Origin of the sequence: Photobacterium atrarenae, from assembly GCF_024380015.1 — a bacterium.
GTDB classification, from domain to species: Bacteria; Pseudomonadota; Gammaproteobacteria; order Enterobacterales; family Vibrionaceae; genus Photobacterium; species Photobacterium atrarenae.
Genome location: NZ_CP101508.1, coordinates 631167 through 651760, shown reverse-complemented (window position 1 = coordinate 651760; position 20594 = coordinate 631167). Strand labels below are relative to the sequence as shown.

General features: G+C 51.7%; 13 protein-coding genes, 4 tRNA genes and 3 rRNA genes. 3 read left to right on the top strand and 17 right to left on the bottom strand.

What is annotated here, in order from left to right; translation table 11 throughout:
* Positions 1-71: 71 nt before the first annotated feature.
* From NNL38_RS03235 to gmhB, 17 genes are all read right to left on the bottom strand, one after another.
* A complete protein-coding gene (locus NNL38_RS03235) occupies positions 72-917 on the bottom strand; it encodes an endonuclease/exonuclease/phosphatase family protein (RefSeq protein WP_255389619.1) in 846 nt (281 codons plus the stop codon).
* 64 nt (positions 918-981) lie between these two features.
* The gene (locus NNL38_RS03230) at positions 982-1317 is read right to left on the bottom strand and encodes a DUF1904 domain-containing protein (protein WP_255390546.1); all 336 of its coding nucleotides are present in this window, start codon (positions 1315-1317) and stop codon (positions 982-984) included.
* Between the two features lie 325 nt (positions 1318-1642).
* Entirely contained in the window at positions 1643-2443 is an 801-nt protein-coding gene (locus NNL38_RS03225; protein ID WP_255389618.1) for an acyl-CoA thioesterase, read from the bottom strand.
* A gap of 430 nt (positions 2444-2873) precedes the next feature.
* Positions 2874-4166: a group II intron reverse transcriptase/maturase gene (gene ltrA / locus NNL38_RS03220; protein ID WP_369414611.1), complete on the bottom strand. Its 1293-nt coding sequence runs from the start codon at positions 4164-4166 to the stop codon at positions 2874-2876.
* A gap of 601 nt (positions 4167-4767) precedes the next feature.
* Positions 4768-4844: transfer RNA gene (locus NNL38_RS03215), tRNA-Trp, on the bottom strand.
* Between the two features lie 8 nt (positions 4845-4852).
* Positions 4853-4929 (bottom strand) — tRNA-Asp (locus NNL38_RS03210).
* A gap of 162 nt (positions 4930-5091) precedes the next feature.
* Positions 5092-5207, bottom strand: a 5S ribosomal RNA gene (gene rrf, locus NNL38_RS03205).
* A gap of 253 nt (positions 5208-5460) precedes the next feature.
* Positions 5461-8463 (bottom strand): 23S ribosomal RNA (locus tag NNL38_RS03200).
* Positions 8464-8755: 292 nt separating this feature from the next.
* Positions 8756-8831: transfer RNA gene (locus NNL38_RS03195), tRNA-Ala, on the bottom strand.
* Between the two features lie 40 nt (positions 8832-8871).
* Positions 8872-8948: transfer RNA gene (locus NNL38_RS03190), tRNA-Ile, on the bottom strand.
* Positions 8949-9022: 74 nt separating this feature from the next.
* A 16S ribosomal RNA gene (locus NNL38_RS03185) occupies positions 9023-10574 on the bottom strand.
* Together the 16S, 23S and 5S rRNA genes with 4 tRNA genes alongside form the textbook arrangement of a ribosomal RNA operon.
* A gap of 483 nt (positions 10575-11057) precedes the next feature.
* Positions 11058-11873 (bottom strand): ATP-binding cassette domain-containing protein, encoded by an 816-nt coding sequence (locus tag NNL38_RS03180; protein ID WP_255389617.1) that lies wholly within the window; start codon positions 11871-11873, stop codon positions 11058-11060.
* 33 nt (positions 11874-11906) lie between these two features.
* Positions 11907-12785 carry an ABC transporter ATP-binding protein gene (locus NNL38_RS03175; RefSeq protein WP_255389616.1) on the bottom strand — a complete coding sequence of 293 codons (879 nt, stop codon included), beginning with the start codon at positions 12783-12785 and terminating at the stop codon, positions 11907-11909.
* Positions 12786-12795: 10 nt separating this feature from the next.
* Positions 12796-14628: an extracellular solute-binding protein gene (locus tag NNL38_RS03170; RefSeq protein WP_255389615.1), complete on the bottom strand. Its 1833-nt coding sequence runs from the start codon at positions 14626-14628 to the stop codon at positions 12796-12798.
* A gap of 21 nt (positions 14629-14649) precedes the next feature.
* Positions 14650-15693, bottom strand: coding sequence for an ABC transporter permease (locus NNL38_RS03165; protein ID WP_255389614.1), 1044 nt, complete (start codon positions 15691-15693; stop codon positions 14650-14652).
* A 2-nt stretch (positions 15694-15695) separates the two neighbouring features.
* Positions 15696-16721 carry an ABC transporter permease subunit gene (locus NNL38_RS03160; protein WP_255389613.1) on the bottom strand — a complete coding sequence of 342 codons (1026 nt, stop codon included), beginning with the start codon at positions 16719-16721 and terminating at the stop codon, positions 15696-15698.
* 242 nt (positions 16722-16963) lie between these two features.
* A complete protein-coding gene (gene gmhB / locus NNL38_RS03155) occupies positions 16964-17518 on the bottom strand; it encodes a D-glycero-beta-D-manno-heptose 1,7-bisphosphate 7-phosphatase (RefSeq protein ID WP_255389612.1) in 555 nt (184 codons plus the stop codon).
* A gap of 322 nt (positions 17519-17840) precedes the next feature.
* On the opposite strand from gmhB, the gene metN reads away from it, so the two are divergent.
* The 3 genes from metN to NNL38_RS03140 all read left to right on the top strand — a co-directional run bounded on the left by metN (position 17841) and on the right by NNL38_RS03140 (position 20455).
* A complete protein-coding gene (gene metN / locus NNL38_RS03150) occupies positions 17841-18875 on the top strand; it encodes a methionine ABC transporter ATP-binding protein MetN (protein WP_255389611.1) in 1035 nt (344 codons plus the stop codon).
* A complete protein-coding gene (locus NNL38_RS03145) occupies positions 18865-19551 on the top strand; it encodes a methionine ABC transporter permease (protein WP_255389610.1) in 687 nt (228 codons plus the stop codon). Before metN ends, NNL38_RS03145 begins: the two co-directional genes overlap by 11 nt.
* Positions 19552-19639: 88 nt before the next feature.
* Entirely contained in the window at positions 19640-20455 is an 816-nt protein-coding gene (locus NNL38_RS03140) for a MetQ/NlpA family lipoprotein (protein ID WP_255389609.1), read from the top strand.
* Positions 20456-20594 lie beyond the last annotated feature (139 nt).

The following is a 20594-nucleotide window of genomic DNA, read 5'->3' as shown; positions in this document are numbered from 1 at the left end:
AAAGGCTCAGCACTAAACGCTGAGCCTTTCCTTTTGTCTTTTCCTATACGCGTAAATCCACAGCCCTGAAGCTACTGCAACCTGAAGTCTGCAAGAATCGGGTTATGATCCGAAGCATTGGTTCGCGGCGCCTGGGCATTGACCAACTCCAGCCCGCGATAGTACAAATGATCCAGCGGCTTACCCAAAATCTTGACCCGTTGGTCCTGGCGCAATGTAACATCCACTAATCCCAGGCTCCGGGCAAAGGCATCCACCACATCCAGGCGCGCCTGACGCCAGGTATTAAAATCTCCGGCCAGAATAATCGGGCCGATATGATTATCCAACACCTGCTTCAGAGCACGAAACTGTGCTTTATACTCCTCAAGGCCCAAAGCAAAATTAACACCGTGCAAGTTAACCACCGCCAGCGTCTGACCGTTGCTGAGATTAAATTCTGATAACAGAGCCGATTTCGGCAGACGTATCCAGGGCTCCATCGCCAGGTAGGCACAGGTTGTTTTCGCATTGACGGTAGACAGGTTCATCACCCCGGCCGGGGTATTGAGAAACTTAAACGCATTAGCCATTCTGACTTTCCACTGCGCCTCATCCAGATACGTTTTGAGGCCGTCAGTCAGGCTGGCCTCTTGCAGTAAAACCAGCTCGCTGTGCTGGCTAAACTGCTCAAGAGCATCGCGCCAGGTTTCCCGTTGCTGCTTGTAGATATTCCAGACCGAGACCGAAAACAGGCCATCCCGATCCAGCGGCAAAGCGTGATCACTCTCGATACAATGATAGGAAAACTGCGGAGCCAGGACATTATTGCTAATCTCCGGAATTTCAGAGGCTTCAAAAGATAAATTCAACGCGCTGATCCCCAGTGCACCAGCGATGACGCCAACTCCAGCGGCAACCTTAGAATATCGAGACATAACAACGACCTACAGTATCAAGACAAGGAAAGCAAAACGGCCCGCAAGCCGTAAATATCAACAATTAATAGTGGCGACCGTTGTCGTAATACGCTGTCGGCGAGAGCGCGGTAAAAATCACTGCGACATCCAATTCGGCATCTTCCAATTCTTCACGCACCGCCCGGGTGATCACCTCAGCAACCTTATCCTGAACCTCCTGTCCGCGGTCGAACCACAGAACCTCGACAAACGGATAGGCATCGGACACCTCACCATCAAAAATGAACGTGGTTGAAACATGCTCTACGGTAAAATCTTCCCGAGGGCATGCCATCAATGGCTGGAGCTCATCCACTAAGGCTGTGGACATGGCTTTCACATTATCAAATTCAACGGCACGAAAACGCAGGTGCGGCATGATGACTCCCAAATCACTCATGATTGAAAGATCACAAGATACCACTGAAATAAGCCCCCGCGCAGCAATTTCTCCCCGAGAGGTAGTAAATTTCGTGTCAAAAATCGGCAATACCGGCGGGAAGTGGCGCTAATGAATTGATGATTGAGAAAATTAACACACTTGAACTAAGATCACACTTTTGAACACGCATCCAATGTGCCGCTTATTTCAGCAGCCCGGTGAAAGAACCAAACAACACATTGCCTTTATCTGTGGATAGTAATGTCGGTCGGTGTATCTGATACAGTTGTTAGGGGTGTTTTTTCTCATTCAGTCCCTTTCACTACTCAAATATAGCGACACTCTGCCGGCTAATGGCGACTAAATTTCCAGACGCATCCCATACATCAGCCTCAAGGTGAGCATAACCTCCCGCTGCCTGCCTGGTTTGAGCTTTATATGCAAACCAATCTCTCGGGGAAAACTGGTCATGTGGATAAATAAACTCTAAATTCCACATCATCGTACTTGCAGGTGAAGGCTTCTTCATCATTTGAAGCACCGCTGGTGGCCAAGCATCTATCAGGCAAACTAAGTGGGCATCTGTCATTGTATCGGGTTCATTTTTGAAGCGCATCCAGCCATGTAACTGTGAGGTATTTACACCACTATATGGCATCGCACCTTTAGCAATAGACAAGTCAATATTCGTCAGGAAATTAGGCGTAACACCCTCAATGAGCGGTACCCCTTGGCATTTAGCAGGGAAGTCTATGTCATGGGTTTCATGATTTGGGACTTCTATGTTTGAAAATCGTTCATTGCCAAAGCAACCTTGTTGAATGACGGCAACCATGCCATCCTGGATAATCCTGGCTGTTACCTGAGTTGCATTTTTCCCCTCTCTGAGTACTTCGACTTCAAACGAAAAAGGCATATCGAGTAACAGCGGGCCCACAAAGTTGGTCGTTAATGACCGTAGAGGTCTCCCATCACGAATCCTACTTTTCATTGCCGTATAAAGTAGTGCGGCGGACACACCACCAAATACCGTTCTGCCTTGCCCCCAAGATTGAGGAAGTACCATCGTATTATCTGTACCTACAATTTCCCTTGCTTTTGAAATCAGCGTGTCGATATCCATACCCACCTCTTGTTAAATATATGTTGCCATCACTGACACATCGTACCAGCTCAACAGAAAGTATCAACAACAGTGCATACGACTCGTCATGGGTAGATCTCACCAAGCATTGGTATAACTGGTTTACTGACCTTGGGGTTAAAGCAGAAAAGACATTGGCACCAGAAGCCAGCTTGGAAACTTTTATGAAGCGTTTTGGTGGCAAACTATGAGTGGTTAGAGGGGGAGATCGGGAAGGTGCTATCTTTCATAATGCTAGAATCAAGAAAACCTCAGTCTCTCGACTGAGGTTTTGTAAATGGCAGGGGTGGACTGAGCCGGCAGGAGATTCGAACCCCCAACACGCGCTGTTTTTGGTATCAGGGGAATCCGCTGCTCTGCCAATTGACGCTGAAATCGAGTAGGAGGAGGCCTCACGGCCTCCGTCCTCTCACACCACCGTACAAGCGTGGGTCGCATACGGCGGTTCCGAATATATTTTCAGTGACTCGTACCCATCTCGCAACGAGTACAGACCCATCTCCTTGAACCATTTCATTGGCATGGCCTGATTGAGCTGGGGCGATAAAGCCAAGTGCCACCACCCTTTATCTGACATCGCCAGCTTCCACGCATTGCGTTCGCTTACACCCTCTTGGCGTAACCATGTCGCTATGCTGTATCTGCGCTTGCGCTGCTTGAGGCGATAGCACCGTAAGCGCCGCCTTATCCATTCATCCAAGCGCTGCATCGCGCTTTTCCGTATGGCAAGCTTGAAATAGTGTTGCCAACCTCTTAGGTATTGAGTGAGTTCGACTAGGACTGTCTTCAACTCTCGCCCTCGATTCCGCTTCGTTATTTGACGCACTCGCTTCTTCATCTGAGTTTGTGCTGTCTTCGAGATATGGATGCTTCCATCTCGTTGAAAGCGATGGCCTAGGTAAGTCCGCTCTGTCACTCTCGTTGCCGCACTTTTCTCACGGTTAACCCTGAGTTTCAGTTTCTGCTCCAAGAACTCCGTGATTGAGGCTTTTACTCGATTGGCGGCTTCCTCACTGTGCACGTAGATTTGGCAGTCGTCTGCATATCGGCAGAACTTATGCCCTCTTCGCTCAAGCTCTTTATCCAACTCATCTAATACGATATTTGATAGCAGCGGAGATAATGGTCCACCCTGTGGCGTCCCTCGTTGCCTCTGCTCAACTAACCCGTTTCGCATTATGCCTGCCTGTAGGTATGACCTGACCAGTTTCAGGACCCGTTTATCTGTGATGTCCTCCGATAGCCTGTGCATCAGTCTATCGTGGTTCACAGTATCGAAGTATTTCGCCAGGTCTATGTCGACTACATAACCCCGCCCCTCCCTGATGTAGTGGCTTGCTGCCACCAATGCATGGTGGGCACTGCGGTTAGGCCTGAACCCATAACTGTTGCTTGAAAACTGAGGTTCGTAGATATCTGTCAGTACTGAGGTAATGGCCTGTTGGACTACCCTATCAAGTACAGTTGGGATACCTAGCTGCCTCACTCCCCCGCTAGGTTTGGGAATTTCTACACCCAGAACGGGTTGCGGTTGGTAGCTCCCGTCCAGAAGGCTCTGGCGGAGCGCTTGCCCATTAGAAGACTGCCGAAGCATCGAGATAGTCGCTGTTATGTCGAGTTTATCAACCCCAGCACATCCCTTGTTCTTCTTCACTCTTCTCAGGGCTTGGTTCAGATTTGTTGAGGAGCAGATCCGCTCCATCAACTGAGTTGAGGTCACCAAGACTCGTCCTCCTGTCTACGCCGATCATGCTTGTCATTCTTCGTGGCCATGAGCGTCACTTGCGGTGTTGCCCAGTAGTACGTAGAGATGTTGTTCATCTTGCTATGACCCCACATGATTGAGTGTCTAGTGACTGCTTCTTGATATATTCAGTTCCGGCCTTCCCTTGGGTTGTACTTCCCCAAGGTACTATGCCTTCTGCTGACTTCTTATTACCCGTCACACAACATCACTGTTGTATTAGTCTCATCCGAGACAGGTCGTAAGATCTCCCGAGGTAAGACGTTGTTCTTTCCCTTGGCTGTGCCTGATTTACCCGTACACACTTCCCGTCGAGGCATTGGGCTGTTCTATATATTGCTAGGTTACCCAAGTTGTACTGGCCTACTATCAGGTTTCTGTTCGTCACACCCAAGTTTTGCCGTTTGCTTCCTTCAGATCCCACCTCACGGTGGGCACCCTTGCATAGGCTAACGGTTCTCGCTCGACTGAGCCCGTAGAGGACTTTCACCTCCTAGAACAACGCCATGCTCGGCGCACAACAACAAAGCCTCAGCATTTCTGCTGAGGCTTTAGAAGATGGCAGGGGTGGAGGGATTCGAACCCCCAACACGCGGATTTGGAATCCGCTGCTCTGCCAATTGGAGCTACACCCCTAGAAAGAATGGCGGAGCGGACGGGACTCGAACCCGCGACCCCCGGCGTGACAGGCCGGTATTCTAACCAACTGAACTACCGCTCCACTCAAATTGTCTGCCAAACAAAGTCTTACCCTTCAGCGCTTTGTTTAGGATATCTTGTATTATGCGATGCAGACTTTGACCTGAGAAGCGCAGTGTGCGTTAGCACATGAGCATCGCAAGTGTCAAAAGATGCAAGCAATAGCCAAGATAGGCAAATCAAAGCCTAGCGATGTCCTACTCTCACATGGGGAGGCCCCACACTACCATCGGCGCTGTTACGTTTCACTGCTGAGTTCGGCATGGGATCAGGTGGGTCCATAACGCTATGGTCGCCAAGCAAATTCTGTTTGAAAATATTCCGCTGGCTATAAAGCCCGCTAGCGGCGTTAAGTTGCTCTCTCGCTCGGTCATTTAGCGAACTAAACTCCCTCGCTCGACTCACAACTTGCCTTGCTATCGAACTTTATCCCGGCGCTACCTGGGTAGGCGGAATATCTTCACAATTCTGGAAAAGTTAACTAGTGTCCCAAACACGTCATTCAAGTGCCTGCGGAGTCCGTACTTCGTAAACAAAACCCCTTGGGTGTTGTATGGTTAAGCCGCACGGGCAATTAGTACAGGTTAGCTCAACGCCTCACAGCGCTTACACACCCTGCCTATCAACGTCGTAGTCTACGACAACCCTTCAGAAGGCTTAAAGCCTTGGGGATGACTCATCTTGAGGCTCGCTTCCCGCTTAGATGCTTTCAGCGGTTATCGATTCCGAACTTAGCTACCGGGCAATGCGTCTGGCGACACAACCCGAACACCAGCGGTTCGTCCACTCCGGTCCTCTCGTACTAGGAGCAGCCCCTCTCAATCATCCAACGCCCACGGCAGATAGGGACCGAACTGTCTCACGACGTTCTAAACCCAGCTCGCGTACCACTTTAAATGGCGAACAGCCATACCCTTGGGACCGACTTCAGCCCCAGGATGTGATGAGCCGACATCGAGGTGCCAAACACCGCCGTCGATATGAACTCTTGGGCGGTATCAGCCTGTTATCCCCGGAGTACCTTTTATCCGTTGAGCGATGGCCCTTCCATTCAGAACCACCGGATCACTATGACCTGCTTTCGCACCTGCTCGAACCGTCATTCTCGCAGTCAAGCGGGCTTATGCCATTGCACTAACCTCACGATGTCCGACCGTGATTAGCCCACCTTCGTGCTCCTCCGTTACGCTTTGGGAGGAGACCGCCCCAGTCAAACTACCCACCAGGCACTGTCCGCAACCCCGATAAGGGGCCGACGTTAGAACATCAACACTACAAGGGTGGTATTTCAAGGACGGCTCCACAGATACTGGCGTACCTGCTTCGAAGCCTCCCACCTATCCTACACATGTAGGGTCAATGTTCAGTGCCAAGCTGTAGTAAAGGTTCACGGGGTCTTTCCGTCTAGCCGCGGGTACACAGCATCTTCACTGCGATTTCAATTTCACTGAGTCTCGGGTGGAGACAGCGTGGCCATCATTACGCCATTCGTGCAGGTCGGAACTTACCCGACAAGGAATTTCGCTACCTTAGGACCGTTATAGTTACGGCCGCCGTTTACCGGGGCTTCGATCAAGAGCTTCTCCGAAGATAACCCCATCAATTAACCTTCCGGCACCGGGCAGGCGTCACACCGTATACGTCATCTTTCGATTTTGCACAGTGCTGTGTTTTTAATAAACAGTTGCAGCCACCTGGTATCTGCGACTGCCAGCAGCGCCAAGAGCAAGTCTCTTTACCGCCGGCAGCGTACCTTCTCCCGAAGTTACGGTACCATTTTGCCTAGTTCCTTCACCCGAGTTCTCTCAAGCGCCTTGGTATTCTCTACCCGACCACCTGTGTCGGTTTGGGGTACGATTCCTTGCTATCTGAAGCTTAGAGGCTTTTCCCGGAAGCATGGCATCAATGACTTCACCGCCGTAGCGGCTCGACATCAGGTCTCAGCCTTCTTTTATAAAAAGAGCGTCTCGGATTTACCTAAGACACCAGCCTACACCCTTGAACCTGGACAACCGTCGCCAGGCCCACCTAGCCTTCTCCGTCCCCCCATCGCAATAGCAAGAAGTACGGGAATATTAACCCGTTTCCCATCGACTACGCCTTTCGGCCTCGCCTTAGGGGTCGACTCACCCTGCCCCGATTAACGTTGGACAGGAACCCTTGGTCTTCCGGCGAGGAGGTTTTTCACCCCCTTTATCGTTACTCATGTCAGCATTCGCACTTCTGATACCTCCAGCATGCCTTACAGGCCACCTTCAACGGCTTACAGAACGCTCCCCTACCCAATACAATAAATTGCATTGCCGCAGCTTCGGTGTATCGCTTAGCCCCGTTAAATCTTCCGCGCAGGCCGACTCGACCAGTGAGCTATTACGCTTTCTTTAAATGATGGCTGCTTCTAAGCCAACATCCTGGCTGTCTGAGCCTTCCCACATCGTTTCCCACTTAGCGATAACTTTGGGACCTTAGCTGGCGGTCTGGGTTGTTTCCCTCTCCACGACGGACGTTAGCACCCGCCGTGTGTCTCCCGGATAGTACTTACTGGTATTCGGAGTTTGCAAAGGGTTGGTAAGTCGGGATGACCCCCTAGCCTTAACAGTGCTCTACCCCCAGTAGTATTCGTCCGAGGCGCTACCTAAATAGCTTTCGGGGAGAACCAGCTATCTCCAGGTTTGATTGGCCTTTCACCCCTAGCCACAAGTCATCCGCTAATTTTTCAACATTAGTCGGTTCGGTCCTCCAGTGCGTGTTACCGCACCTTCAACCTGCCCATGGCTAGATCACCTGGTTTCGGGTCTAATCCCAGCAACTGCACGCCCAGTTAAGACTCGGTTTCCCTACGGCTCCCCTATACGGTTAACCTTGCTACTGAAATTAAGTCGCTGACCCATTATACAAAAGGTACGCAGTCACCCCATCACTAAGCCACCTCTGCTTGATTTTGTGGGTTGACCAACGCTGCGCGTTGTTAACCACAGTCAAACGGAAGTACTTGCTGTCACTAAGGCACAATAGCTTAGTGATGGGGCTCCTACTGCTTGTACGTACACGGTTTCAGGTTCTGTTTCACTCCCCTCACAGGGGTTCTTTTCGCCTTTCCCTCACGGTACTGGTTCACTATCGGTCAGTCAGGAGTATTTAGCCTTGGAGGATGGTCCCCCCGTCTTCAGACAAGATAACACGTGTCCCGTCCTACTCGTTTTCACTGATAAGGTGTTGTCGGTTACGGGGCTATCACCCTGTATCGCGGCACTTTCCAGAGCCTTCACCTGACACCAAATCAACTTAAGGGCTAATCCGGTTTCGCTCGCCGCTACTGCCGGAATCTCGGTTGATTTCTCTTCCTCGGGGTACTTAGATGTTTCAGTTCCCCCGGTTCGCCTCAATACGCTATGAATTCACGTATTGATAACTGCTGCTGCAGCTGGGTTTCCCCATTCGGAAATCGTAGACTCAAGTGGCTCTTACTGCCTCATCTACGCTTATCGCAAGTTAGTACGTCCTTCATCGCCTCTGACTGCCCAGGCATCCACCGTGTACGCTTAGTCACTTAACCATACAACCCCAAGGGGTCTGTATCGCAAACAACCAAGGTTTTCCATCAATGACTTGACGGATTAGTTTGTTTTGCCGGACTCTTTGTCTGTCTTCACTTTGAAAAGTGAAAGCAAACATACACAAGACACTTGAATGTGTGTTGCTTGAGAACTCGTTCCATCTTTCGATGAAACTTTAGTATTGAATGTCAAACATTCAATTTACTAGTCAGCTTTCCAGATTGTTAAAGAGCATGTGTTTATCTTTCGATATCCACTGTTTAAAGATTCTCAGGAAAAACCCTTAAAGAGTGGTGGAGCTAAGCAGGATCGAACTGCTGACCTCCTGCGTGCAAAGCAGGCGCTCTCCCAGCTGAGCTATAGCCCCAACGTTTCCGATGCCTCACCAGCTTCCCTTGGGCAGGAAGTGGTGGGTCTGAGTGGACTTGAACCACCGACCTCACCCTTATCAGGGGTGCGCTCTAACCACCTGAGCTACAGACCCAGCATCGTTTCGCTCTTTTACATTTTAACCAGGCAATCTGTGTGGACACTGCATCAAACAATACGTCATATCGTTAAGGAGGTGATCCAGCCCCAGGTTCCCCTAGGGCTACCTTGTTACGACTTCACCCCAGTCATGAACCACACCGTGGTAAACGCCCTCCCGAAGGTTAAGCTATCTACTTCTGGTGCAGCCCACTCCCATGGTGTGACGGGCGGTGTGTACAAGGCCCGGGAACGTATTCACCGTGGCATTCTGATCCACGATTACTAGCGATTCCGACTTCATGGAGTCGAGTTGCAGACTCCAATCCGGACTACGACGCACTTTTTGGGATTCGCTCACTATCGCTAGCTCGCCGCCCTCTGTATGCGCCATTGTAGCACGTGTGTAGCCCTACTCGTAAGGGCCATGATGACTTGACGTCGTCCCCACCTTCCTCCGGTTTATCACCGGCAGTCTCCCTGGAGTTCCCACCCGAAGTGCTGGCAAACAAGGATAAGGGTTGCGCTCGTTGCGGGACTTAACCCAACATTTCACAACACGAGCTGACGACAGCCATGCAGCACCTGTCTCAGAGTTCCCGAAGGCACCAAAGCATCTCTGCTAAGTTCTCTGGATGTCAAGAGTAGGTAAGGTTCTTCGCGTTGCATCGAATTAAACCACATGCTCCACCGCTTGTGCGGGCCCCCGTCAATTCATTTGAGTTTTAATCTTGCGACCGTACTCCCCAGGCGGTCTACTTAACGCGTTAGCTCCGAAAGCCAGAATTCAAGATCCCAGCCTCCAAGTAGACATCGTTTACGGCGTGGACTACCAGGGTATCTAATCCTGTTTGCTCCCCACGCTTTCGCATCTGAGCGTCAGTCTTTGTCCAGGGGGCCGCCTTCGCCACCGGTATTCCTTCAGATCTCTACGCATTTCACCGCTACACCTGAAATTCTACCCCCCTCTACAAGACTCTAGCCTGCCAGTTCCAAATGCGATTCCGAGGTTGAGCCCCGGGCTTTCACATCTGGCTTAACAAGCCGCCTGCATGCGCTTTACGCCCAGTAATTCCGATTAACGCTCGCACCCTCCGTATTACCGCGGCTGCTGGCACGGAGTTAGCCGGTGCTTCTTCTGTCGCTAACGTCAAACAACCAGGCTATTAACCTGGCCGCCTTCCTCACGACTGAAAGTGCTTTACAACCCGAAGGCCTTCTTCACACACGCGGCATGGCTGCATCAGGGTTTCCCCCATTGTGCAATATTCCCCACTGCTGCCTCCCGTAGGAGTCTGGACCGTGTCTCAGTTCCAGTGTGGCTGATCATCCTCTCAGACCAGCTAGAGATCGTCGCCTTGGTGAGCCGTTACCTCACCAACCAGCTAATCTCACCTGGGCTAATCCTGACGCGAGAGGCCCGAAGGTCCCCCTCTTTGCTCCGAAGAGATTATGCGGTATTAGCCATCGTTTCCAATGGTTATCCCCCACATCAGGGCATATTCCCAGGCATTACTCACCCGTCCGCCGCTCGCCGCCCTTAACGTTCCCCGAAGGTTCAGTTAAGTCGCTGCCGCTCGACTTGCATGTGTTAGGCCTGCCGCCAGCGTTCAATCTGAGCCATGATCAAACTCTTCAATTTAAGATTTTGTTTGGCTCAATGAATACTGATTGTTCTAACTAAGTTAGAACGAATTGACTGTGCCAAATAACCGAAGTTATTCGTTTTGGTCACTCAGTTCATTGATACCTATTTTGCTTTCACTTTCCTATTTACTTTCACTTTTTAAAAGTGAATACAAAAGGAGTGAAGACAAAAATTTTTGACTATCATTTCACGAGTGCCCACACAGATTGCATGGTCAAATTGTTAAAGAGCTTGTTTTCACAACGCTTCTTTCGAACCGTTTATCGTGACAACGGAGGCGAATTATAGGGAGTATTCAGCGCAGCGCAATCCTTTTTTTCAGGTTTTATAGAAAAGCCCAACCAAACGAACAAAAAACAAACAAAACTATCTTCGACTGTCGATTTTTCACCATTCCTTAGGATAAAACGGATGAAGAAACGACGGAAATAGACATGCAGCCCCCTAAAGCTGACACCCTACAGTACCTTTAGTCCGCTATTGAGGCTTTTTTCGCTTTCTGTCCCTCGGGTGCGTGGCAGGAATCGCAGCTAACAAAGTTTTAGTGTAATCCACCTGCGGCGCATGATAGATCTCTTCAACGGTCCCGCTCTCGACAATTTCCCCGAAATACATCACTGCGACACGATCGGAAACCTTCCGAACCACAGACAAATCATGCGAGATAAAAATCATCGCCAGATTCATATCTCGCTGTAACTGAAGCAACAGATTCAAAATCTGAGCCTGAACCGACACATCCAGCGCAGAGACCGACTCATCACAGATGAGTAGCTTGGGTTTTAGGGCAATCGCCCGGGCGATTCCGATACGCTGACGCTCGCCCCCGGAGAACTCATGCGGGTATTTATGAATTGCGGTTTGGGGTAAACCAACTTTATGCAGAAGCTCCAGGCTCCAGGACAATCGCTCACTCGCCCTGCCGACACTATGGATAGCAAACGGCTCTTCCAGGATCATCCCTACCGTATGGCGCGGATTCAGTGATTCCATTGGGTCTTGAAATACCATCTGCATTTTCCGGCGCAAGGGGCGCATTTGTCGAGCAGTCCAATGGGTGATCTCCTGACCTTCAAAAAATATCTGCCCCGCCGTCGGCTCATGAAGTTTCAAAATGGTTCGCCCGAGGGAACTTTTCCCACACCCGGACTCACCCACCAGCCCCAGTGTCTCCCCCTGCGCCACCGAGAGGCTCACACCATCGACGGCTTTCACCGTATAGCCTTTCTGAATAATGCCCTTACCGGAAATAAAGTGTTGCTTGAGGTTTTCCACACTCAGCACAGTTTTCATCCCGCTTCTCCTTCACCTGCCGCAAGCATGCCATCAATCGGATTGCGGTGCCCGGAACTCCGGAAACAACTCAGGATCAATCGGCTTGATGTCAATCAGCTGCTTCGGCTCGCTCTCTAAGCCCGGCATCAGACCAAGCAACCGCTGTGTATACGGATGACGGGGGCGCTCAAACAAAGTAAACACATCCGCCTGCTCGACAATCCGCCCGTTATACATCACCGCAACATCGTCACAAATCTCTGCGACCACCCCTAGATCATGAGTAATAAAAATCATCGCCATACCGGTTTCCTGTTGCAGCTCCAGCATTAAATCCAGGATGGAAGCCTGGACCGTCACGTCCAACGCGGTTGTCGGCTCATCACAAATCAAAATGTCGGGATGGCACGCCAGAGCCATCGCAATCATCACCCGCTGCCGCATCCCGCCGGATAAATGATGCGGATAGTCATCAACTCGCCTCTCCGGCTCCGGCAACTTCACCTTTGCCAACAACGCGATGCAGTGATACTGCCTTTCTTTTTTACTCAACTCCGGGCGATGCAGCACCAACACTTCTGCCAGCTGCTGACCGACAGAGTAAACCGGGTTGAGCGCCGTCATCGGATCCTGAAATATCACAGAAATCCGATTGCCCCGCATGGCGTACATCTCCCCCGGTGGCAGCGCGATCAAGTCTGTTCCGCGATAAAGTACCTGCCCCTGAGAGATCCGCCCATAGGGTTTAGGCAGCAACCCCATAATCGACATGGCAGTCACACTCTTGCCGCAACCGGACTCTCCCACCAGCCCGAGTGTCCGCCCCTGGCGCACCTCAAAATTCACCCCGTGTAATACCGGCGTCACCCCCTCATCCGTTATAAACTCGGCATGAAGGTTGTTGACGCGAAGGATCACATCGTCCGCCATACGCGCTTCCTCAAAGCTTAAACCGGTCATCAATCACGGTGACCGGCTCAAAGGCCTGTCCTGTGTCCATCGCCTTGAGGGTTTCTTTTTTAACCGCCTCATCAATCCAGAAGGTGGCGTATTCCACCGGATAAAAAAGCGCTTCTGTTCTTTTGGTCATCCCCGGGCTCGGGTATTTCACCCAACGCCAGTGCGCTTCCCGGGTATATGGCACCATATAGCCCGGCACGATAATGAAAGCATCAGTCACGATTTTCTGGATCTGTCGCGATAGCTCATAACGCTTTTGGACATCAAATTCACGCTTAAACGCCTCGATCAATTGGTCCAGTTCCGGCGAACTATAGCTGCTGTGGTTATTGGTCTGCGGTTTCACATTATCCGAGTGCAGATATTCCCAGTAGGCCGGAATCTCCCCACCACTCATATTCAAAAAGGCCAGGTCGTGTTTTTTCTCCAGAATGTATTTAAACGCCGCCGAGCCATCGACCAGATTGAGGGTGAACTCCAGCCCTGCCTGTTTGGCCTGCTCTTTCAAGTACGCAATGCGCGGGGTCCACACCGGATAGCCATAGGTAATGGCAAAACTAAGCCTTTGCCCCTGACGGTTGATCCGGATCCCGTCCGGGCCGATCCGATCAAAGCCAGCCTCGGTGAAATACTTCGCCGCCAGCGTAGGGTCAAAGGGCGGCGGGCGGTTGTCCGGGCGATCATAATCCCCATGACCGAACCCCAAGCTATGGGGTTTACGGACATAATCGCCGCGCAGGACATGCTTGATCATGCCGTCAAAATCGGTGGCATAGGTGATCCCCTGACGGATCGCCAGATTTTCCAGCAGCGGCTTCGCCGTATTAATCCACAATCCCCCCGCGCCCTGAGCCACCTGGTTGTAGCCCCAGAATTTATGGATATAGCCTTTTCGGTATGGCTCAGTGTCTGATTTTTCATGCCACAGGGAAGGCAAGATCAACCCAAAAGTATCGAGCTGCCCTTTCTCAAAATATCGCAATGCAATATCGTTATCGCGGATCACCCGAATCCGCACCTGCTCAACATTGTAACGGTGGCGGTAATAGCGATTCTCATACCCCCACCAATCAGCCCCGACATGCTTAAAGGTCACGCTTTTTCCTTTTTTGACCTCAGCCAGATAGTAAGCCCCAGCTGTCGGCTCACTCTTGAAGTTATAGCGGCGGACAAAATCATCATCGATACCGTCTTGATTGGCGTCTTTTCTCGGCTTGAAAAAATGCGAAGGACGCGGCTGCAAGCCATTGCTGGGCAGGTTGATCTGCACCATCAGCTCATCCCGGCTCTTTGCGGTACTAGAAATGATGGCGATGGTGTGCTCATCAAACTTTTCCACGGCCTCAATCGAGTTAGTGAAAAAATCGTTGTACCAAGGATCAATGATATCTTTCGAGCGATAATAAGTGAGCATAAACAGATAATCATCGGCGGTGATGGGCCGGCCGTCCGACCAGCGGGCCTTGGGGTTGAGCTTGAAGTACACGGTTTTATGATCATCCCCAAACGCCCAGGATTGCGCCAACTGCGGGATCCACTTGCCGGTATTCGGATGCCGGGCCGCCAGCTTCGGCGTCCCATCCATAAAGTAGTGCCGCAACCCAGAATTGGCATCCGGCCCGACACTGCGTAACGTCTGGGGAAAGCTGGCCATAAACGTGCGAAGCGTCCCGCCACGCTTGGCCTGCTCCGAGGCAAACAAAGGCTCTTCCATATTGGAGACCCACTCCAAATCATGAGGTAACTCCGCTGTAAAAGCAGAGCCAGAGCCAACAACAAACAGACAAAGTAACCACAGTTCACGACTTCTCATTTTCACATCCTGCCGAAAGCATCAGAGATAACGGGTGAATTTTTTCGGATCGAACGCCGCCCGGATCGCTTCGCCGATAAAAGTCACCATCACCAGCACCAGGACAATTGCCGTCACCACCGAGCCCACGATCCAGGGTGCATCCAAATTCGATTTCCCCTGTTGCAACAACTCGCCCCAGCTTGGCGTTGGCGGCATCAGCCCCAAGCCTAAATAATCCAGCGCCGTCAGGGCAGTGATGTTTGCAGCAATGGTGAACGGTGCCAGGGTCACGATCATTACCGTGGTATTGGGGAGAATATGGCGGAAGATGATCCTTCCGGTCGATGCCCCCAACGCCCGGGCTGCCATGACGTACTCACGGGCAGACTCTTTATACGTCATGGTGCGCATGTACCAGGTCATGCCCATCCAGCCAAAGAGCACATTAATCGCGACAAACAGAGTGAACGTCGGCCGGGTGATCGACACCAGGATCATAATCACGTACAGAAACGGCACCATGGACCACACTTCGATAAAACGCTGGATCAACAGATCAAACTTACCGCCGAAAAAGCCCATCGCGCATCCGACCGCGGTTCCGATGATATAAGACACCGTCATCGTCAGCAGGGCAAAGCCCATCGCGGTGCGAAATCCATACACCAGCCGCGCCAGAATATCGCGACCGATCACATCGGTTCCCAGGTAATGCTGGGTCTGGACACTGGGTGGGGTCGGCGGATAATCGCCACTGAAGTCCTGCTCAAAAGGATCCCACGGCACCAGCGGCATCATCACGAAATTCTCACCGTCCTCCAATTGAAACTGACGCTGCATCGCTTTGTAATCCGGCTCGCTGGGATAATCAAAGCCATAATCGGTACCGGCCTTCACATCACTGAACACCGGAAAGCTGTATTCACCGTTGTATTTCACCATCAGCGCTTTGCTGTTGATCAACAGCTCCGCCACCAGCGACAGCATCAGCAGCAGCGAGAGTAGGAGGAATGACCAGTACCCTCGCTTGATCGCCTGAAAGCGTCGCCATTTTTTCCGGGTTAGCGGATTGAGTCTCAGCACTGTCAGACTCCAAACCGCACGCGTGGATCCACCGCTGCGACACAGATATCCGAGACGATATTGCCGAGCATCAGCAGCGCCGCGTTAATCGCCACAATCCCCATCACCACCGGATAGTCGCGCTGCATGATCGACTCATACCCCAGCAGGCCGATGCCATCGATATTGAAGATCACCTCGATCAAAAACGATCCGGTCATAAAGAATAGTAGAGAGTTGCCGAAATGACTGGCGATCGGGATCAAGCTGTTGCGCAGGGCATGTTTTCGCACCGCGGTCCGGAACGGCAAGCCTTTGGCAATCGCGGTGCGGATATAATCCGAGGACAGGTTTTCCATCAGGTTATTTTTCATCGTCATGGTCAGAGTAGCGAAATCCCCAATCAGATAACAAATCAGCGGTAAGACCGCATGCCAGAGCACATCCTGCGCCTGTTGAAACAGGGTTTCATAATCATCGAAGTCATCACTGACAAAGCCACCCATTGGAAACCATTCCAGGTGATAGCTGAACAAGGTGATCAGCAACACCCCAACGACATACCCCGGCAGGGCATAGCCGATAAAGATCAGAATGGAAGAGCCGGAGTCAAACGCCGAGTCATGCTTGATGGCCTTGAAATACCCCAGCGGAATAGAAATGAAATAGCTGATGAAGAAGGTCATCCCACCGTAAAACAGGGAGATCGGCAGTCGCTCGGCAATCATCTCAGTCACCGGCTCGTAATAACGGGTCGACTCGCCTAAATCAAAGCGTATCAGTTTGCTCAACCATTCCCAGTACGCCTGATGCACCGGTTTATCCAGGCCATAAAATGCATTGAGCTGCGCCAGTTGATCGTCAGACAAAGCCGTACTGCCGCCAGCCGTGGTCATCGCCGCCGCCCCATCGCCCTGAAACTGCATATTCGCCAGCATCCGCTCGACCGGCCCGCCAGGCACCAACCGGGTAATGGCAAAAATCAGCACAGTAATGCCTAAGAATGTCGGTATGATCAGCGCCATACGATGCAATAAATACGACAGCATGTATCGGCCCGCTCCCTATCTCATAGCCTGAGCAAGGTCCCGCCATCCACAAGAGTTGATGACATGATGTCCATGACGACTCAGGTAACGAATTGACCACGCTCACTGGGCGTGTCTTCAACTGAGTATAGTGTCAAATTTATAACAGTGAGAAACCGCAAGTTTTTCTGATGATGTCAAAAAAAACAGGTCGCCTCGGCGACCTGTTTTTGATCTCTGGAAGTTTAGATAACGCAGCGATGTTAGCACGCGACCAGCCAGGCCGGCACATCCGCCACGCTGTCGAGCACGGTATCGGCCAGCGCTTCACCGGCTTCGGTGATCGGTTTACCGGTGCGGACCAGGATCCTGGTGCCGACCTCAGCCGCCTGCGCCGCTTTCATGTCATCGGTTTTGTCACCAATCATCACCGAGTTGGCCATATCGATTTTCAGGAAGTCGCGGGCCGAGATAAACATCCCCGGCTTCGGCTTACGACACTCGCAGTCCTGTAGGTAGTCGCCTTTGCCTTCCGTCGGATGATGCGGGCAGTAATAAATCCCGTCAAATTCCACGCCGTTGTCGACAAAGTTCCAGTCCATCCATTCGGTCAGGCTCAGGAATTCATCTTCGCTGTACATGCCACGGGCAATCCCCGCCTGGTTGGTGACCAGAACCAGCAAATAGCCCATTGCCTTGAGCTTTTTACACGCCTCAAAAACACCGTCGACATACTCAAAATCATCGACGGTATGCACATAACCATGATCCACGTTAATCACGCCGTCACGATCAATAAATACTGCGGGTTTGGCCAAAAGTCAGCCCTCTGTCTGTCTACATTACAGAGGCGATTATGACATGGCTCACCGAGGGATTCATCTGTTTCTCCGTCCGCAACCAGCCCCACCGGAAACCGACAGAAAAACGCCAAAGAGCCATTTAGACGTCCAGACGTAAAAATATCTATTGACTTAGCCATCTAGACGCCCTAGCATCAACCACATAAGCAGTTAAGAAACACTTTACGCACAAACGAATCACAGTGTAAATACAAAAAACTGCAATAAATTAAACCATTATCACCCGTTTTTGCCCGGTGAATGATATTGGGCAGCAGCAATTAGCTCAGGAAGTTCGATGATAGAAATCAATAGAGTGAACAAAGTGTTCTATCAGGGAGAGAAGGAAATCAACGCGCTGCGTGACATCAATCTCACCATTGAGCAAGGCACCATTTTCGGTGTCATCGGTTCATCCGGTGCAGGGAAAAGTACCCTGATCCGTTGCGTGAACCTGTTAGAAAAACCCACCAGCGGCCATGTGATTGTCGATGGTGTCGATCTGACCCAATTGTCCGCCCAGGAGCTGACCTTCGCCCGGCGTAAAATCGGGATGATCTTCCAGCACTTCAATCTGCTCTCGTCCCGGACGGTGTTCGACAATGTGGCCCTACCACTTGAGCTAGCCGGAACCAAAAAAGCGGAGCTCAAAAGCAAAGTGGCTGAGTTGCTGCAACTGGTGGGCCTGGCCGACAAGAGCAATGCCTACCCATCGAATCTCAGCGGCGGCCAGAAGCAGCGCGTCGCCATCGCTCGGGCCCTGGCCTCCGACCCGAAAGTTCTGCTGTGCGATGAAGCCACCAGCGCGCTGGATCCGGCAACGACACAGTCGATTTTAGAGCTGCTCAAAGAAATCAACCGCAAGCTGAACCTGACTATTTTACTCATCACCCACGAAATGGATGTGGTGAAAAGTATCTGTAGCGAAGTGGCAATTATCGGCGACGGTGAATTAGTTGAGAAAGGTCCGGTCGGCGACATCTTTGCCCATCCGAAAACCGATCTGGCCCGGGAGTTCATACGCTCAACCCTGGATCTGTCGATCCCCGAGGACTACCGCATCCGACTGACCGATGCCCGGGTTGAAAACAGTTATCCGCTGGTTCGCCTGGAGTTTACCGGTGCTTCGGTCGATGCCCCGCTGATCAGCCAGGTTGCGCGTGAGTTTAATATCGACATCAGCATCCTGAGCTCCGATATGGATTATGCCGGCGGGGTGAAATTCGGCCTGATGCTGGCGGAATTCTTCGGCACCGAGCAAGCAGCAGAGCAGGCCATTGCCTTCCTGCGCGATCACAAGGTTAATGTAGAGGTACTGGGTTATGTTGCTTGAAACAATTGCAAACTGGTGGCAGGCCAATGAACGCCTGACATACTTACTGATTGAGGCATTGGGTGAAACACTGGTGATGGTGTTTGCCTCCGGCCTGATTGGCTTTGCGATCGGGATCCCGGCCGGGGTCGCCCTACACCTGACCAAGCAAGGCGGACTGCTGGAACACCCGACCCTGAACAAAGTTCTGGGGACCGTGACTAATATCGGCCGCTCGATCCCGTTTATCATTCTGCTGGTCGCCATCATTCCGTTCACCCGCTTTGTGGTCGGCAGCTCCATCGGCACCGCAGCAGCGATTGTCCCGCTGACCGTCGGCGCGATCCCGTTTATCGCCCGTCTGGTTGAAGGGGCGCTGCTGGAAGTGCCGGGCGGCCTGGTGGAAGCAGCCCTGGCCATGGGCGCAACGCCGCGTCAGATCATCAGCAAGGTGCTGCTGCCGGAAGCCCTGCCGGGCATTATCAACGCCATCACCATTACCCTGGTGACGCTGGTGAGCTACTCGGCCATGGCCGGAACCGTCGGCGGCGGCGGTCTGGGCGATGTCGGGATCCGCTACGGCTACCAGCGTTTCGACGGCACCGTCATGCTGATCACCGTGGTAATGCTGGTCATTCTGGTGCAATGCATTCAGTCTGCCGGTGATCATCTGGTCAAGCGTGTCGATCACCGCTAAGTCCACCCAAGAAGAACACAACGTAAGCACAGCGAAAATATTATTACCGACTAGGATTATGGAAATCCCGCTTTTAAGGAGAAGTAACATGGCGTTTAATCTGAAAAACCTGTTTGCAGTTGCCGGCCTGGCCTCGGCACTGGTTCTGACCGGCTGCGGCGAGAAAGAAGCCGCGGTAGACAACAGCAAAATTAAAATCGGTGTCATGGCGGGGGCAGAAGCTCAGGTAGCTGAAGTGGCTGCCAAGGAAGCCAAAGACAAATATGGCCTGGATGTTGAGCTGATCACCTTCACCGACTACGTCTCACCGAACGCAGCACTGGAAGAAGGCTCGATCGACATCAATGCGTTCCAGCACAAACCATACTTGGATCAGCAAATCACTGACCGTGGTTACAAATTTGCAATTGCCGGTAACACGTTTGTCTACCCGATCGCCGCTTACTCCAGCAAAATCAAATCAATCGATGAGCTGAAAGATGGCGATCAAGTCGCGCTACCGAACGATCCGACCAACCTGGGCCGCTCGCTGCTGCTGCTGCAACAACAGGGCCTGCTGACCCTGAAAGATGGTGCGGGCCTGACAGCGACCGTGCTGGACATTGTCGAGAATCCGAAGAGCCTGCAGATTGTTGAGCTTGAAGCAGCCCAACTGCCTCGTTCGCTGGATGATGTACAACTGGCAATCATCAACACCACCTATGCCAGCAGCATCAACCTGACACCAGAGCGTGACGGGGTATTCGTCGAAGACAAAGATTCACCTTACGTGAACCTGATTGTGGCCCGCGAAGACAACGTGAATGCTGAAAACGTGCAGACCTTCGTCAAAGCCTACCAATCTGAAACTGTGTATGAAGCGGCCAAAGAGATCTTCCAGGGCGGCGTGGTGAAAGGCTGGTAAGTTCAAGGCTAGTAATTTCAAGGCCCGTTTTTTAAAGGTGGATCACTTCAAAGTGGATCACTTCAAGGCAACTGTTCCTTCCTGAAACAAGCCTGGCCCCTCCAGTCGGAGGGGCTTTTTTGTCGCAGCCGACCAGCGC